Here is a 15,319-nt window from a genome sequence, read left to right on the forward strand (position 1 = left end):
CGTTCCATTGCCCGTTGCACAGGCGGTCACCGGTGCCTGCACCGCGCCGCACGTTTTGTTCGAAGGACCGATCGCATGCATGCCCATCCCGCCGCCGCGCGCATTCGCGCCACCGTCCAGGCCGCCACCACCGGATTGATCGAGCGCGATCAGCTGGCCGAATTGATCGTGCTCGCTGCAGTGGCGCAGGAACATCTGCTGATCATCGGCCCGCCGGGCACCGCCAAGAGCGCGGTGGTGCGGCGCGTCGCCGCCGCACTGGGCGGCCGCTATTTCGAATATCTGCTCGGCCGCTTCACCGAACCGGCTGAATTATTCGGCCCGGTGGACCTGCGCAAATTGCGCGAGGGCAGCGTGCAGACCGATGTGACCGGGATGTTGCCCGAAGCGGACATCGCCTTCCTCGACGAAGTCTTCCTGGGTTCCACCGCCATCCTCAACACCTTGCTCGGGCTGCTCAACGAACGCCGCTTCCGGCGTGGCCAGACCGACCTGCATTGCCCGTTGCGCCTGTGCGTGGGCGCGGCCAACGCGCTGCCGGAAGACGATGCGCTGGCGGCCTTCAGCGACCGCTTCCTGCTGCATCTGTTCGTCGACCCGGTGGCAGACCATCAGCTCGAAGCGCTGCTGGCCGGCGGATGGCAGGCCGAGCGTGCGCCGCTGCAGCCTGTGGCCGGGCTGGCCGACCTGGACCTGCTGTGCGAACAGGCACGTGCGGTGGACATGGAGGGCGCGCGCACGGCGCTCGCTGCAGCGATCCGGACATTGCGCGGCGCAGGCGTGCAGCTGTCGGACCGTCGCCTGGTCAAGACCCAGCGGCTGATCGCCGCCGCCTGCGTGCTGGCCGGACGCACCCAGGCCAGCGAGGCCGACCTGTGGCCGCTGTTCTATGTGCTGCCCACGCGCGCGCAGCAAGCCAGCGCGCAGGATCTGCTACGCGGCACGCTGGCCGTTGCTGCCAATCCCACCTTGCGCGCGGCCGTCGAACAAGCTGCCCTGCAACCGCTCTCGCGCACTGCGCGGCTGGTGGAGGCCGCCCAGTCTTGCCTGCAGGATCAGCACAATCCGGCCCTGCGCACCATGGCCGAAGCCTTGCTGCGCGAGATCGATGCCAACTTCACGGCCACCTCGCTGCCGGCCGAGCTGGCCCACGAACGCACGCGCCTGATCGAGCAGATCGGCAGCGCCGCGTGACCTGGTCGTGGCAGGACGAGCCGCTGCCGGTCGCCCCGCAAGGGGTGATCGGCGTGGGCGAGGCCGCACGCGCGTTGCTGGCGGCATGGGCGCGTTTGCCCGACGGCGCGGGCTTGCTGGTCACCGCCACCGCGCACGCGTTGCTGCTGACCGGCCCTGCGCCGCAGCTGCCCTGGGCCAACGGCGTGCAGTACGTGGCACCGCGCGCGGACGCCGCTGGCCTGTGGTTGCCCACCGCCGAACGCCCCGCGCTTCCGCTGGAACTGCTGGAGCGTGCGCTGCGCCACCAACACGGGCCGCAGCCGCTGCTGCTGCTGCGATCACCTGCGCTGGTGCTGCCGCTGCATCGGTTGCTGCCAGCGCGTGCCGAGGTCGTGGCGCAGATCCGTCAGCGCTGGGAGGCCGCGTGAGCGCCGCGCTGCAGGTGCCCGCCCCGCTACAGGCCTGGCGGCTGTGGCTGGACTGGTTCGACCCGGACATCGCCTCCCAGCTCGGCACCTGGTTGTTGCGTCTGGACCCCTTGCTCGGCCGCGACAGCCTGCGCCGCCGCGATGGCGACAGCGAACCGGACGGTATCGACGACCTGCGTCGGCGCGGCAGCTACGACCACCTGCTACTGAGCGAGTGGGCACTGGCCGACGCACTGCCGGAAGAATTTCTGCGCCGCGCCGCGCACGCCGAGCACCTGTTCCTGGTGCCCCGCATGCAGACCCGCGCGCGCGATGCGCGTCTGGTGGCGATCTTCGATGCCGGTCCGGCGCAATGGGGCGCGCCGCGTCTGGCACAGATCGCATTGTGGATCCTGCTGGCACGCCGTGCGCAGGCCGCCAATGCGCGCTTTGTCTGGGGCCTGGCGCATCTGCCCGGCGACCTGCACGACGCCGACAGCCCTGACCGGCTGCAACAGCTGCTGCAGGGCCGCACCTTCGAGGCGACCGGCCCGCAGCACGCGCAGGCCTGGGCCACGCAGTGGGCAAACGCGACCCCGACCACCAGCGAGTGCTGGTGGATCGGCGCGCAACCGGTGCGCATGGCGCCGTTCCACCACCAGGCCAGCATCGCGCCGGCAGCCGATGCGCATCTGCAGGTGGTCCTGCAAACGCGCCACGGCACCCGCAGCAGCCTGTTGCCGGTACCTGCCAGCATGGCCGCCAGGCAGCTGCTGCTTGGGCACTTCACCGACACGCAACGCCCCGCCGAGGCCGACACCGCAAACCACGTGGTCAAGGGTAAGTTTTCGCTGCGCCACGCGCCGCTGTTCAGTCCGGACGGCAGCCATGTGGCGCTGCTGCTGGCAGACGGCTACCGCAGCGCGATGGTGAAGGTGCAGCCCGCCGACATCCCCAAACGGGCGGCGCCGCGCTACCACCAATGGGCGCAGGGCGGTCAGCCGCTGTGCCTGACGGCGCAGAACAAGCACGTGGGCGGCATCGTCGCTTTCGGGGAGCAGGCCGCGTTCTGGAATCTCGATGGCATGCACGGCTCCATCGAAGCCGGCGGGCAGAGCCTCTGCCCTGCACCCGGCCAGGTGCGGCTACGTCCATGCGTGTGGCTCAACAGCGGCGGCAAGCCACAGCGGTTCCTGCTGTGGGACCAGCACGGCCGGCTGATGACCTGGACGCGCGATACCAACCAGCGGCAGCGGGTTGCGCAAGGCAGCGAACTCGCCGGGCAGGTGGTGGCGCTGGCACAAGGCGATGCCGAACACGCGGTCTACGCCACCCATGTCGCTGGCGAACTGCGGGTGCTGCGCCTGCATCGCAACGGCAAGCAGGACCTCATCCTGCAGCTGGCGCTGGGGTCGCGCCCGCCGGTCGTGTTGCTGCGCAACCTGGTCCAGGAGGGCCAATGGCGTGGCGCCATCGCCCTCGAACTGGCAAGCCGTCAGGCCGGCGGCGACCGCTCGCTGGCTTACCGGGTGCTGCACGGGGGCCCGGCCGACGGCTTTCAGGAATTCGAGGCGATCGTGGCGTCCGGCGACCGACCGATCGGCCTGATCGGCGACCCGGACGCGCCGCAGCACAGTCTGCTGCTGGTGCTGCGCGCCGATCGTCGCGCGCTGCTCGCCATCGGGGCCAGCGGCCGGCGGACACTGCATCGCGCCGCCAGCGAGATCAGCGCTGCGGCGGTGTCCAGCGATGGTGCGCGGGTCGCACTGGTGACCCTGCAGGGGCAGGCGTGGATCTTGGGCGATGGCGGGCTGACCCCGTTGATGGTCGTGCAAGGCCAGGCCGAGCAACCCGGCCATGACTAGCCCGGCGCGCACGGACAACGCCGGCAGCAGCGTGCGCTACCCGCTGTGGCACGGCAGCCAGATGGTGTCGGCGTTGTGGTTCTCGGCAGCGTGGCTCAGCCCGGAACAACGCCTGGCCAGGATTATCTGTGCCTGGCAACCGGGTAGCCGGGCGCTGCGCTTTGCCGACGGCGATGTGCTGTGCTTCGCCGCGCCGCGTGCGTTGGTCTGCGAGCAGGCGCCCGGCCTGGCGCTGTGCCAGGTGCACGGCGGCCTGTTCTCGGGCGCGTTGACTGCCGCCGAGGCGGCGCAGTTGCCCCCCGCCGATATCGGCCTGGTGCATGGCGCCCAGGTGATCGCCTTGCAGTGGCAACACGCGGTGGCGCTGGATCCTTCCGGGGCGATCGACGTGTCTGGCTACCCGCTGCACATGCCCTACGACTGCCGCCCGAGCGAGCCACCGCTGCAGGTGGACCGGCTGCGCGGCAAACCGCTGCGGCAATTGCTGGGCAATGCCGTCCCGCCAGCCAGCGCCGAGCGCGATGCATTCCTGCACGCGCTGAAGACGCAGCGCCCCGCCGTGCAGAACACCACGCTGTGGCAACGCCTGCTGGCGCGCGCTCAGCGCACCTTGAGCCGCGAGCACGCACCGGCATCGAACGGATCCGCAGCGTCTGGCGCCGGCACCGCCACCGGGCAGAACACGACCGTGCCGGCACGCCGGGGCGCTGCATCGGTATCGGCCTGGCGCACGCGGCTGGCCCGCGCACTGGTTGCCTCACGCATGGCGAGCCTGGTCGGACGTCATCAGGGCGCCTACATGCGCCGGATGCTGCGCCAGTTCGAAAACGGCGATCTGGACGAAGCCTTGCGCAACGCGCTGCCGCTCGATGGCCTGGGCGAATCCCTGGGGCAGGCGTTCGGGGTGCCACAGCGGCGCAGCGACCTGAGTCTGTCGCGCACGCGCGGCGCCGGCACCAGCATCGGCCTGGGCGAAGAGCTGCAGGCGCATCTGCGCGCGACCTATCGCAGCGCCTTCGCGCGCCTGGACCGCGAGGGCCAGATCGATCGTGCGGTGTTCGTGCTGGCCGAATTGCTCAATGCGCGCCAGGAAGCGCTCGACTATCTGGTCAAGCACGCCCGTTACAAACAGGCCGCGGAGCTGGCGCTGGGCTGGGACATGTCGGCGGCGATGATCATCCGGCTGCTGATGCTGGCCGGCGACCACGCGCGTGCGGTGCAGGTCGCGCGCCGCGATGGCGCCTTTGCCGCCGCCATCCAGCTGCTGCACGGCACCGACCGCGTATTGGCCGACGCGCTGCGGCTGGACTGGGGCCAGGCGCTGGTGCAGGCCGGCGACTGGCTGGCGGCTGTGGAGGCAGTGTGGCCGTTGCACAACGCGCGCCACCAGGCTGCGCAGTGGCTGCTGGCCGCAGAACAGGCCGGCAGCACGCTGCACGCACGCGCGCTGGTCAAACGCGCGCAGCTGTTGCCGGACACGCTGAAACACTACGCAGACCGCATCGCCGCGCTTGCAGACCCCAGCGCCGATCCCGCACCGCGCAGCGACATGGCAGCCGCGCTGCTGGTGGATGCTGCCCCCAACCGCTCGCTGCAACAACTGGCGCGGCAACTGCTGCCGGCGATTGCCGCCGATCATGCGTTCGCCCGCAACAGCCTGTCCGTCGGCGATCTGACCACGCTGCTGAAACTGGCCAAGGACCCGCTGCTCAGCGCCGATATTCCAACCTTCAAACCACACGTCGCGGCCAGCCAATCCAAGCTTTGGGACGGCGCCACCCCGCTACAACTGCAGGCACCGCAAGCCGGCCTGGCGGCCATCCACGATGTGGCGGCACTCCCGGGTCGCCGCTATCTGCTGGCCCTGGGCGAAGCCGGCGCGGCGGTGGTGGACGCGCACGGGCGCCTGCTGCGGCGCTACCCGGCGCCTGCCTTTGGCGTGGTCATCGCCGACAGCGGGCAGGTCGCCCTGGCAATCGCACCCCGCGAGCGCGTGTCCACCGTCCACCGCCTGGATTTGATCACCCATGCGGTGCGCGACCTTGGCCAGCTCGCACTGCAGTACGCCGCGCCCAGCTACAGCGGAATCGGCTGGAGCATCGTGGTCGACAACCGGCTGCTGGTGGTCGATACCGACAAGGATCTGCACAGCGTGCTGTGGCATGTCGGCGACCTGCCCGGGCCGGTGATTGCGGCGGGATTCTTCAGCGATTGCGAGGTGTATCTGGTGCAGGCCGGCGAGCACCTGGAGGACTGGACCTACAGCCTGCCTGCGCGACGCCTCAAAGCGCGCGATCCCCTGCGCGTGGACCCGCAAGCGCCGGTGCTCGCGCATCGGCTCGGCAGCGCACAGCAAACGGAGGTGCGCACCGATCCCAATGGCGAGAGTTACCTGCACTACCAGCACATCGGCAGCGCCCGTCAGTGCCGATTGAACGAACACAGTGCCGCATTCGGCGCGCCGGATGGATCGAACGTGGTGGCGCTTGAAGCGGGATTCCTGGTTGGCCTGCATTGGCCGCACGGCTCGCGCTATCTGGTGGTGCGCCACCATGATGGCGGCATCGTTGCGTCGCTGGACTGGCCTGCGGGCAGCACGGTCAAGGTGCGCGAGCAGTCCGGCCATCTGCTGTTCCATGACGCGCACGGCCGCGTGCTGGATCTGCAGACCGACCGCTCGCTGACCCACGCCATGTCCTTCCTCGGCTAGGGAAGGTCCGAACAACGCGTGGCATGACGGGGGAACCTGGGATGTCGCTCAAACGCGGCGGCCCTCCCTGCTGAACATCAAGCGCTTGCGCGTAGTGAAGATGGCCAGCGGTGTCGATCGAAACCACACGGACGCGTTGTTCAGCGCTTGCCTGGCGCGTGTGAGAACCGCACGCCATGGCAGGCGCGACGCCACAACGCCATGCGGATGCATCCCTTGAGGGACGCTTAGAGCAGCTAACAAAACTACTGTGCAGCCGCCAGGCGGGCGCGGCCGGTGCTCGGAATCCTCATGTACCACCCGTACACTCCGGTTCCTCCGCGCCGTCCACACCCACCTGACGACTGCTCGCTACGTTTTGTTAGCCGCTCTTAGCCCCGACGTGATCGGTGCGCGCTCCGCTCAGGTCGGCGTATCCACCTCGTCCCAGTCCGCATCTTCGAAGTGCAGCAGCCAGTTGAGCGCGTAATGGCGCTCGTACACCACGCCGGGCACGATGCCGGCCGGCGGTGCCTGCTGGGTGTGGCCGGCCTGGCGCACGGCCCAGTGCAGGCGCAGATGCAGGTCCAATGCATCCAGCAGTTCGGGCAGCGGCCGCAGCGTCAGCAACGTGCGCGCAGGCGCCTGCACATGCTCCAGAGCGCGCTGCGCGGCCAGCGGCACGTCGCACAGGGCGGTCGGCTGCGGCAAGCTGTCGGCCAGGCCCAGCGCCCACTGCAACACGGCCAGGCTTTCATAACGCCAGCCAAAATTGGCCAGCATCTGTGCTTCTGGGTGCGCCTCGGCGAAGAAAGCGCGCTCCTGCGGCGACAGTGCAGCCGTCACGCCGGGCAAGCGCGTCTCCACCTCCTCCAACGCCGGTGGTGCATCGCCGGCCGCCAGCATCTCCGCACGCAAGGCCACCGCAAACAACGCCAGCATCCGTTGCGTCACCGCCGTCGCCTCGCGCACCCGCGCTTCGCCCACACCGGCCACCGGCGGCAAGCTCGGCGGTACGCGGATGCCCTGTGCGCTCAGCTGCGCCAGATGATGCGCTCGCCGCTCAAGCGCGTCCGGCGGGTACGGCACCTGCGCTTGGTCATCGAGCGCCGGCTCGCCCTGGCTGATCAGCACCCGCCCCTGCGGGTCGCGCACGCTGCCGTCGGTCAGAAAACACACCGCATTGGCTTGCTCGGCCCACTGCGCCAGATCGCCAAACGCGCTGTCGTCGACCTCGAAGCTGAAGTGCTGCCGCACCCGCTGCACATGCCGCATCAGGTGATACCGCGACTGGGTCATTTGCCCGTCGCCCGCCTGATTCACGTAGCCGACAAAGCCATGCAGATGGTTGGCCAGCTCCGGGTCGGCATGGTCGCGATGCTGCACAGCGTCGTGCGGCAGGAAGTCCGGCCAGCGCGGTTCGCGCAACGTGGAATAGGCATTGACCAGCAGCGGCATGCGGGTGTCCTTATGCAGTCGGAGGCAGGCCGGCAGGGTGCCGCACACCTGGGGTGCTGTCCATGTCGGCGGGAGCGAGGTTAATCGTGTAATACGCCAGCGCATCGGTGCCGGGACTCAACACCCGCAGGCCCTCGCGGTGCAGCCCCAGCGCTTCCAGCGCGCGAATGGAAGCGGCGTTGTCCGGCGACACGATCGCGCACAGCTGGGTCAGCCCCAGCCCATCGCGTGCGTAATCCAGCACCGCACGCCCGGCTTCGCGCACATAGCCCTTGCCGCGATAAGCCGGCAATAGTGCAAAGCCGAGATGCGGCACCGGCAAGGTGTCGCGGCACAACAAACCCAACGTCCCCATGAAGGTGGAACCGTCGCGCGTCTCCAGCGCCCAATGCGCAAACCCGTACATGTCGTGATGCGCCTGTGCCCACTCGCGCAGATGCGCGCTCGCCTGCTCGCGGGTACGGATGCCGCGGTCGTTGATGCCGGCGATAAAGCCGGGGTCGTTGACCAGCGTCAATATCGCATCGGCATCGCGCTCGGGATCGAGCGTGCGCAAGCGCAAGCGCGGGGTTTCGATCACGACAGTCACGGCGCACTCCTGCAGCAGGGAAAACCAGACTGCCGTGCGGTTGTGGCGCTGGCAAGCCTCAGCGCGCGCTACAGCCAGATGGGACTGGCAATCATCCAGCAGACGAACCGCGCCGTGCATACACGCGCCGCCAACCTGGCACGTCGAAGTAGATGTCGACGGTCACAATCCATTCCGCGCGCAGCAACCGCCAGGCTTTCGACAACTGGTTACTGCCGTGCCGCCCTTAGCAATGCGGCAGTGTGCGGATCCGTACAGCAGCTACTCTCACGCGTATTGAAGCGCAGGACACGCCTGGAACGGTCTGCATACCACCGCCAATACGCTGGCGCGTGCCAGACCGCGGTGCCAAACGCTAACCACGCACCAGCCGCGCCCACCCGACGACAAGCGTGGTGGCTTGATCAGCCGCGGCTAGTCGAACAACGCCTGGATCGCCGCCAGCCCGGCGCTGGCGCGCTCTTTTTTGCGCTCGGCATCGGCAACCGGGTCGGCACCATCGCGCTGCAGTTCTTCGGCAGGAATCTCATCGAAGAACCGGCTCGGCTTGAGCCGCACATGCTCGCCAAACTTGCGCGTCAGCTTGCTGTGACTCATCCACAGCTGCTCCTTGGCGCGGGTGATACCCACATACAGCAGCCGGCGCTCTTCCTGCAGATTGCCTTCTTCCAGGCTCACTTCGTGTGGCAGCACACCGTCTTCGCAGCCGACGATGAACACATAGCGGAACTCCAGACCCTTGGACGCATGCATGGTCATCATGCGCACCTGGTTACCGCCGTCGTCCTTGTCGTTGCGCGACAACAGCGCCAGCTGCGCGGCCAGATCGCTGGCGCTCGCGCCACGTGGGCCGCCTTCGAACCACTCGGCCAACTCGTCCAGATTGCGCTTGCGGCGTTGGAAGCCGGTTTCGTCCTTGGATTGATTGCGCAGGTCGTTGAGCAGGCCAGATTTGTCGGCCAGCGTACGCACCAATTCGCCGGCCGGCATGGTCGCCGAGTGCTCGCGCATGTCGCGCAGAATATCGGTGAAGGCACTCAGGCCATTGGCCGCGCGCGGCGGCAGATGCTGCAATGCGCCCATCGATTCGGCCGCGCGCGACATCGGCACCGACTTCGCACTTGCCAGCTCGGCCAACCGCGCCAGCGAGGTCGCCCCCACTTCGCGCTTGGGCGATTGCACCGCGCGCAAAAACGCCGCGTCATCCTCGGGGTTGACGATCAGGCGCAGCCAGGACAACACGTCCTTGACCTCCTGCCGCTCCAGAAACGCGGTGCCGCCGGTGAGGTGATACGGCACCCGCAGCAGCTGCATGGCTTTTTCCAGCGGCCGCGACTGGAAATTACCGCGAAACAGAATGCAGAAATCGCTCCACGGCACCTGCTTGGCGGTGCCCAGAAACGAGATTTCGGCCGCGACCTTTTCGGCCTCGTGCTCGCTGTCGCGGCATTCCCACACGCGGATACGTTCGCCGTCGGCCTGGTCGCTCCACAGCGTCTTCAAATGCTCGTGCGGGTTGTGCGCGATCAGCGCATTGGCCGCGCGCAGCACGCGATTGGAGCAGCGATAGTTCTGTTCCAGCTTGATGATTTCCAGCGCCGGGTAATCGCGCCCCATCTGCTGCAGGTTTTCCGGATTGGCGCCGCGCCAGGCGTAGATGCTCTGGTCGTCGTCGCCCACGCAGGTGAAGTTGCCGCGCGGCCCGGCCAGCATCTTCAACAACCGGTACTGGGCATCGTTGGTGTCCTGGCACTCGTCCACCAGCAGGTAGCCGATGCGCTCGCGCCAGCCCATCACGATCTCTTCGTTGGCTTCCAGGATCTGCACCGGCAGGCGGATCAGATCGTCGAAGTCCACCGCATTGAAGGTGGTCAGCCGCGCCTGGTAGCGCTCGTACAGGCTGGCGGCTTCCTTCTCGCGGTTGCTGCGCGCAGCGGCCATCGCCTGTTCCGGCGACAGGCCGGCATTCTTGGCGCGCGAGATCAGGTTCTTGGCATCTTCGATCGCATCGGGCTTGGCGCCATGCATCAGGTCCTTGATCTGCGCGGCAGCATCGTCGGAATCGAAGATCGAAAAGCCGCGCTTCAAGCCGGCAGCGGCGTGCTCGATCTGCAGGAACTTCAACCCCAGCGCATGGAAGGTGCAGATGGTCAGGCCATCGGCGCCATCGCCGCGGATGCGCTTGGCCACACGCTCGCGCATTTCCTTGGCCGACTTGTTGGTGAAGGTGATCGCGGCGATGCGCTTGGCCGGATAGCGGCCGATCGCGATCAGATGCGCGATCTTTTCCACGATCACGCGCGTCTTGCCGCTGCCGGCACCGGCCAGCACCAACAAGGGACCTTCGCAGTGCAGCACCGCGGCGCTTTGCGGGGGATTGAGACCGTGCATAGAGGCTTCCGACAGAGCGCGCCATTGTACCGGGGCGGCCCCGGGCTGGCCGGCGCGATGGATTCAGGTCGGCAGGGGAATGGTTCTGTCGCACAAGGTCTGCAGGTGCGGCGGCACGGCATCAGCGCCGCCCGCGTTGGGCCGCGCGGCAGCATTCACCAATAGCGCGCGCTGCATGCAGCCGCCCGGCCCGGTAAAATCGCCCGATGGCCAAGCTCTATTTCTATTATTCGGCGATGAATGCCGGCAAGACCACCACCTTGCTGCAGTCGGCGCACAACTACCGCGAACGCGGCATGCGCACGCTGATCCTGACGCCCAAACTCGACCACCGCGCCGGCAGCGGCGTGGTCGCATCGCGGATTGGCTTGCGTGCAGACGGGCGCGCGTTCGATCGCGACACCGAACTGCAGCAGCTGGTCGAACGCGACATCGCCACCCAGGGCGCCCTGCATTGCGTGCTGGTCGATGAGGCGCAGTTCCTCAGCCGTGCACAGGTCTGGCAGTTGAGCGAAGTGGTCGACCGGCTGCGCATCCCGGTGCTGTGCTACGGCCTGCGGACGGATTTTCGCGGCGAGCTGTTCGAGGGCAGCCAGTTCCTGCTGGCCTGGGCCGACGAGCTGGAGGAGATCAAGACCATCTGCCACAGCGGCAGCAAGGCCACTATGACCGTGCGCGTGGACGCACAGGGACATGCGGTGCAGGACGGCCCGCAAGTGGAGATCGGCGGCAACGAGCGCTACGTGTCGGTCAGCCGCCCCGAGTTCAAGAAGATCATGCGTGGCGAAGGCCGCATCGACCCACTGCAAATCGCCTTGCCGCTGCCGTCTGCCGACGCCTGAGTAACCGGCATCCTGCCGACTGGCGACACCGCAGCGTCGGTCCGTCCGGCCTGCGCCGGGTAGTGCCCGCTCATTTCGCCACCTGCCGCATGGCGACGTCTTAAGCGGTAGATGGCGGTGTGGCACGAACACACGAATCACCCGTCGCCTTGGTCAGCGCAGCGGAGTCACAGCGCCGTTGGGCAGCTGCGGTAGCGCCGCCACCATCTGTGGCGGCATCCCTGATCGCCAGCGCGCATTGGCGCCAAGCTATACGCTGCGAACGCATCGCTAAACCTATGCAGGCATGCATTCGCAGCGGCATCGCCGGCACCGGCCGACAAGGCGTATCGTTGACACCGATTGCAGTGGCTTGGCACGTCACCAGGCCCAACTGCAGTCCTGTAAACTGGCGATCATCCACTTGTCGGGAGGCACACATGGGTACGCTTCCTCCCGAGTTACGCGCCGATATCGCGCGTGTTGGCCGGCTATCGTCGGTCCCCGATGTGCTGAACATCCTGACCCGCCTCACCGGCATGGGCTTTGCCGCCGTCGCGCGGGTAACCGAGGCGCGCTGGATCACCTGCCAGGTGCGCGACGAGTTGTCTTTCGGTCTGATGCCGGGCGACGAGCTGCCGCTGGCCACCACCTTCTGCGACAGCGTGCGGGTGAAGGGCAACGCGGTGTGGTTCGGGCATGCCTCCGACGACCCGGTCTATCGCGACCACCCATCGCCGCGATTGTATGGCTTCGAAAGCTACGTCTCGGTGCCGATCCGTTTCGACGATGGCAGCGTGTTCGGCACCTTGTGCGCGCTGGACCCGTTACCGCGGGTCATGGACCAGCAGTTGGTGGAGAAGGTCGAGCTGCTCGCACAGCTGCTGGCCGCGCAGATCCAGGCCGAACAGCGCGCCGAAGAGAGCGCGCAGGAATCGCGGCGCGCACGCAGCGAACTGGGCCGCGCCGGTGCCTCGGCGCGGTTGCGCGAAGAGTTCATCGGCATCCTCGGGCACGACCTGCGCAACCCGCTGCAGTCCATGCATGCGGTGGTGGACATGCTCGCCATCGACCCACTCAACCAGCGCCAGGGCGGCGCCATCCGCTGCCTGCAGCGCAGCCTGCAGCGCATGGAAGAACTGATCGATTTCGCCTCCGATTTCGCGCGCGGCATCGAGCGCGACTGGCTGCAGCTGGATTACGGCAGCGGCAGCGACCTGCTCGATGCGCTGTCGCAGGTCGTCGACGAAACCCGCGCCGCCTATCCCAATCAGGTGCTGTCCACGCACGTGGCCATCGACGAACCCGTGCATGGCGATGCGGTGCGTCTGGCGCAGATGTTCGGCAGCATGATGATCAATGCGGTGGTGCAGGGGCAGCAGAGTTCGCTGATCAAGGCGGTCGCGGTCACCGAACAGGGCCGCCTGCGCATCGAGGTCTGCAATCTGGATGGCATCGATCCACGCCGGCTGGATGTGCTGCACGCCTCCACCCACGTACACACCGCCGGCCGCCCCGTGCCGGAAGTGGATCTGGGCCTGCACATGGCCGCGCAGATCGCACAGGCGCATCAGGGCGAGCTGCGCATCACCAGCGGCAAGAACGGCACCTGCTTCCGCGTAGAGCTGGCCTGCGCACGACCACGTGCGCGCATGCACCTGGTCAGCGGCACCACCTCGGCCTGAGTGCTTAAAACCGGCGATACCGCCCCACCGCGGCGATCGCGTCCTGCAGCAGTGCGGTTGCGCTCCGGAAGCGCGTCCACGGATAGGCGCTTTTGGCGACACGCACGTTTTCGTGCGGCGATCACTCCAGGACGCGACGTGCGTGGGTGCATTGGCGGACGCAGCATGTACGAAATTGCATGTCGGTCGCTGGTGTCAGCACAGGCTTGATCGGCGAGATGTACGGCAGGCGCAGGCATTGCCCGCCTACGCCGCACAACACGTAAGGACGCGGCGTGCATGGGTGCATTGGCGGACACGGCATGCCCGAAATCGCACGTCGGCCGCTGATGTCAGCCAGGCCTGATCGGCGAGATGTGCGGCAGGCGCAGACATTGTTCGCCTACGCCGCGCAACACGTACGCATGACTGGGAGAGCGACGGTCTGCCGTCGTTGCGATCGATGCACGCATGTCGGCGATTTACCCACCACGCCGAGATCACTGCAGCATTCTCGCTTCTAGCTTTGATCGCCCAGGATCGCTCTACAAAGACGTCGCTTTGCAGACGAAGCCGCGCGATGCGCACCCGTGCGCACCGCCACACACTCAATAGATCTTGCGCTCGCTCACTGGCGGCGGCGTCCATTGATAGAGCCAGGTTTCGGTCAGCGGCTTGCCATTGGCGCGCAGGTACAGGCGGATATCGATCTGCTGCATGCTGTCATCCGGCGGCACCAGGTCAAACATGGCCCGATAGCCCTTGAGCTCATGCAACGGCCGCGCCGAGACAATCTCGGTGGTACCGCGCGACACCTGGATCACCGCTTCGACCTTGGTCTTGGCATCCTTCACCAACCCAGGCAAGTCGCCGCCGGCAAAGTCCACCGCAAAGCGCCAGGAAAAATGGCTGCGCTTCTGCCCGACGATGCCGCCCAATCCGGTGCGGGTGGCCACGCAATGCGCCAAATGCGAACTGGCCGGCGGTTGGGCGCCCCAATACAACCGGTAGCCCATCAACAGCTCCTGTCCCGGCTGCGGCTTGGCCTGCGGGTTCCAGAACGCCACGATGTTGTCGAAGGTCTCGTCCACGGTCGGGATCTCGACCAACTGCACCGAGCCCTTGCCCCAACCGCTCTTCGGTTCCACCCACAGGCACGGGCGCTTCTCGTAGAACACGCCGTCGTCCTGGTAATGGTCGAAATTGCGGTCGCGCTGCAACAGTCCGAACCCACGTGGGTTTTCATCGACAAACATGTTGAAGCGCAGATGCGGCGGGTTGCACAGCGGCCGCCAGATCCATTCGCCACCGCCGGTCCACATCGCCAGACCATCGGTATCGTGGATCTCCGGGCGCCAGTCCCAATCCATCCGGCTGTCGTTTTCGCCGACCTGGTACATGCTGGTGCACGGGCCGATGCCGAGCCGTTCGATGGCCTTGCGCGGGTACAGCGCGCTGTCGATATCCATCACCAGCACGTCGCCGTTGGTGATGGCAAAGCGGTAGGCGCCGGCGACACTGGGCGAATCCAGCAGGCCGTAGACCACCACGGTGTCGGAGTCGTCGGCCGGCTGCTCCAGGTAGTAGGCGATGAAGTCCGGAAACTCTTCCGGTCCACCGGTGCCGGTATCGATTGCCAGCCCGCGCGCCGACTGCCCGTACTGGCCTTCCTTGCCCACCGCACGGAAATAGCTCGCGCCCAGAAACGCCGAAAAGTCGCGATCGGTGTCCTTGCGCGTGTTGAGCCGGAAGCCGGCAAACCCCAGATCCTTCGGCAACTGCTTGCCGCCTAGCCCACTGCTGCCGTAATCGAACGCAGCCGGGTCGTAGGCCAGCTGCTGGGCCTTGCCATCCACGATGTCGTAGATGTGCACGGGGGTATGGAAGTACAGCCCCAGGTGGAAGAACTTCGCCTGAAACTTGCCATTGCCGTCGGCCCACAACGCGTGGTCCTGCCGATAGCGGATCGACTGATACTGATCCCAGTTCAACGCTTCCAGCGGCCCCGGCAACACTTGCTTGTGGCTTTTGTATGGCGCCTTGGCCAGCGCACGCGCCTGCCCCTTGAGCCACGCATAGTCGAACGGTTGCGGCTGCCCGAGCCGACGCAGCCCCACGGCCTTGGCAGCCAACGCCCACTGCGGCAATGCCGGTAAACCGAGCGCGGCCAAGGCGGCAGCGGCATTCTTCAGGAAGTGGCGTCGTTGCATGCGCATCGATCTGATCGGGAATTGGGCGACATCATAGCCACAAGCCCGG

General features: G+C 67.2%; 10 protein-coding genes and 1 other RNA gene. 7 read left to right on the forward strand and 4 right to left on the reverse strand.

Annotated elements, in window-relative coordinates; genetic code table 11:
- Nucleotides 1–75: 75 nt before the first annotated feature.
- The 5 genes from ACZZ0O_RS05085 to ACZZ0O_RS05105 all read left to right on the forward strand — a co-directional run bounded on the left by ACZZ0O_RS05085 (nucleotide 76) and on the right by ACZZ0O_RS05105 (nucleotide 6,525).
- Nucleotides 76–1,194 carry an AAA family ATPase gene (locus ACZZ0O_RS05085; protein ID WP_463602869.1) on the forward strand — a complete coding sequence of 373 codons (1,119 nt, stop codon included), beginning with the start codon at nucleotides 76–78 and terminating at the stop codon, nucleotides 1,192–1,194.
- Nucleotides 1,191–1,604: a bpX5 domain-containing protein gene (locus tag ACZZ0O_RS05090; protein ID WP_463592391.1), complete on the forward strand. Its 414-nt coding sequence runs from the start codon at nucleotides 1,191–1,193 to the stop codon at nucleotides 1,602–1,604. Before ACZZ0O_RS05085 ends, ACZZ0O_RS05090 begins: the two co-directional genes overlap by 4 nt.
- A complete protein-coding gene (locus tag ACZZ0O_RS05095; protein ID WP_463592392.1) occupies nucleotides 1,601–3,448 on the forward strand; it encodes a hypothetical protein in 1,848 nt (615 codons plus the stop codon). Before ACZZ0O_RS05090 ends, ACZZ0O_RS05095 begins: the two co-directional genes overlap by 4 nt.
- The gene (locus ACZZ0O_RS05100; protein WP_463592393.1) at nucleotides 3,441–6,158 is read left to right on the forward strand and encodes a bpX6 domain-containing protein; all 2,718 of its coding nucleotides are present in this window, start codon (nucleotides 3,441–3,443) and stop codon (nucleotides 6,156–6,158) included. Before ACZZ0O_RS05095 ends, ACZZ0O_RS05100 begins: the two co-directional genes overlap by 8 nt.
- Nucleotides 6,159–6,449: 291 nt before the next feature.
- Nucleotides 6,450–6,525: non-coding RNA, sX9 sRNA (locus tag ACZZ0O_RS05105), on the forward strand.
- Between the two features lie 35 nt (nucleotides 6,526–6,560).
- Here ACZZ0O_RS05105 and ACZZ0O_RS05110 read toward each other — a convergent pair.
- The 3 genes from ACZZ0O_RS05110 to ACZZ0O_RS05120 form a co-directional block, all read right to left on the reverse strand.
- Nucleotides 6,561–7,595 (reverse strand): DUF4272 domain-containing protein, encoded by a 1,035-nt coding sequence (locus tag ACZZ0O_RS05110; RefSeq protein WP_463592394.1) that lies wholly within the window; start codon nucleotides 7,593–7,595, stop codon nucleotides 6,561–6,563.
- A 10-nt stretch (nucleotides 7,596–7,605) separates the two neighbouring features.
- Nucleotides 7,606–8,202, reverse strand: coding sequence for a GNAT family N-acetyltransferase (locus tag ACZZ0O_RS05115; protein WP_463592556.1), 597 nt, complete (start codon nucleotides 8,200–8,202; stop codon nucleotides 7,606–7,608).
- 396 nt (nucleotides 8,203–8,598) lie between these two features.
- Nucleotides 8,599–10,575, reverse strand: a complete 1,977-nt coding sequence (locus ACZZ0O_RS05120) for a UvrD-helicase domain-containing protein (RefSeq protein WP_055854615.1) — start codon at nucleotides 10,573–10,575, stop codon at nucleotides 8,599–8,601.
- A 206-nt stretch (nucleotides 10,576–10,781) separates the two neighbouring features.
- Between ACZZ0O_RS05120 and ACZZ0O_RS05125 the strand changes: the two genes are divergently transcribed.
- Nucleotides 10,782–11,417 carry a thymidine kinase gene (locus ACZZ0O_RS05125; protein WP_055854611.1) on the forward strand — a complete coding sequence of 212 codons (636 nt, stop codon included), beginning with the start codon at nucleotides 10,782–10,784 and terminating at the stop codon, nucleotides 11,415–11,417.
- A 419-nt stretch (nucleotides 11,418–11,836) separates the two neighbouring features.
- The gene (locus ACZZ0O_RS05130; protein WP_115514365.1) at nucleotides 11,837–13,081 is read left to right on the forward strand and encodes a GAF domain-containing sensor histidine kinase; all 1,245 of its coding nucleotides are present in this window, start codon (nucleotides 11,837–11,839) and stop codon (nucleotides 13,079–13,081) included.
- Nucleotides 13,082–13,668: 587 nt separating this feature from the next.
- On the opposite strand, the gene ACZZ0O_RS05135 is transcribed toward ACZZ0O_RS05130, so the two are convergent.
- Nucleotides 13,669–15,270, reverse strand: a complete 1,602-nt coding sequence (locus ACZZ0O_RS05135) for an OpgD/OpgG family glucan biosynthesis protein (RefSeq protein WP_055854750.1) — start codon at nucleotides 15,268–15,270, stop codon at nucleotides 13,669–13,671.
- Nucleotides 15,271–15,319 lie beyond the last annotated feature (49 nt).

This window comes from Xanthomonas sp. AC360 (genome assembly GCF_979258225.1).

What these genes read in the sequence shown, in the direction of transcription:
- ACZZ0O_RS05085 (WP_463602869.1), top strand. Translation starts at nt 76, where the DNA reads ATGCATGCCCATCCCGCCGCCGCGCGCATTCGCGCCACCGTCCAGGCC.
- ACZZ0O_RS05100 (WP_463592393.1), top strand. Translation starts at nt 3,441, where the DNA reads ATGACTAGCCCGGCGCGCACGGACAACGCCGGCAGCAGCGTGCGCTAC.
- ACZZ0O_RS05110 (WP_463592394.1), bottom strand. Translation starts at nt 7,595, where the DNA reads ATGCCGCTGCTGGTCAATGCCTATTCCACGTTGCGCGAACCGCGCTGG.
- ACZZ0O_RS05120 (WP_055854615.1), bottom strand. Translation starts at nt 10,575, where the DNA reads ATGCACGGTCTCAATCCCCCGCAAAGCGCCGCGGTGCTGCACTGCGAA.
- ACZZ0O_RS05125 (WP_055854611.1), top strand. Translation starts at nt 10,782, where the DNA reads ATGGCCAAGCTCTATTTCTATTATTCGGCGATGAATGCCGGCAAGACC.
- ACZZ0O_RS05130 (WP_115514365.1), top strand. Translation starts at nt 11,837, where the DNA reads ATGGGTACGCTTCCTCCCGAGTTACGCGCCGATATCGCGCGTGTTGGC.
- ACZZ0O_RS05135 (WP_055854750.1), bottom strand. Translation starts at nt 15,270, where the DNA reads ATGCAACGACGCCACTTCCTGAAGAATGCCGCTGCCGCCTTGGCCGCG.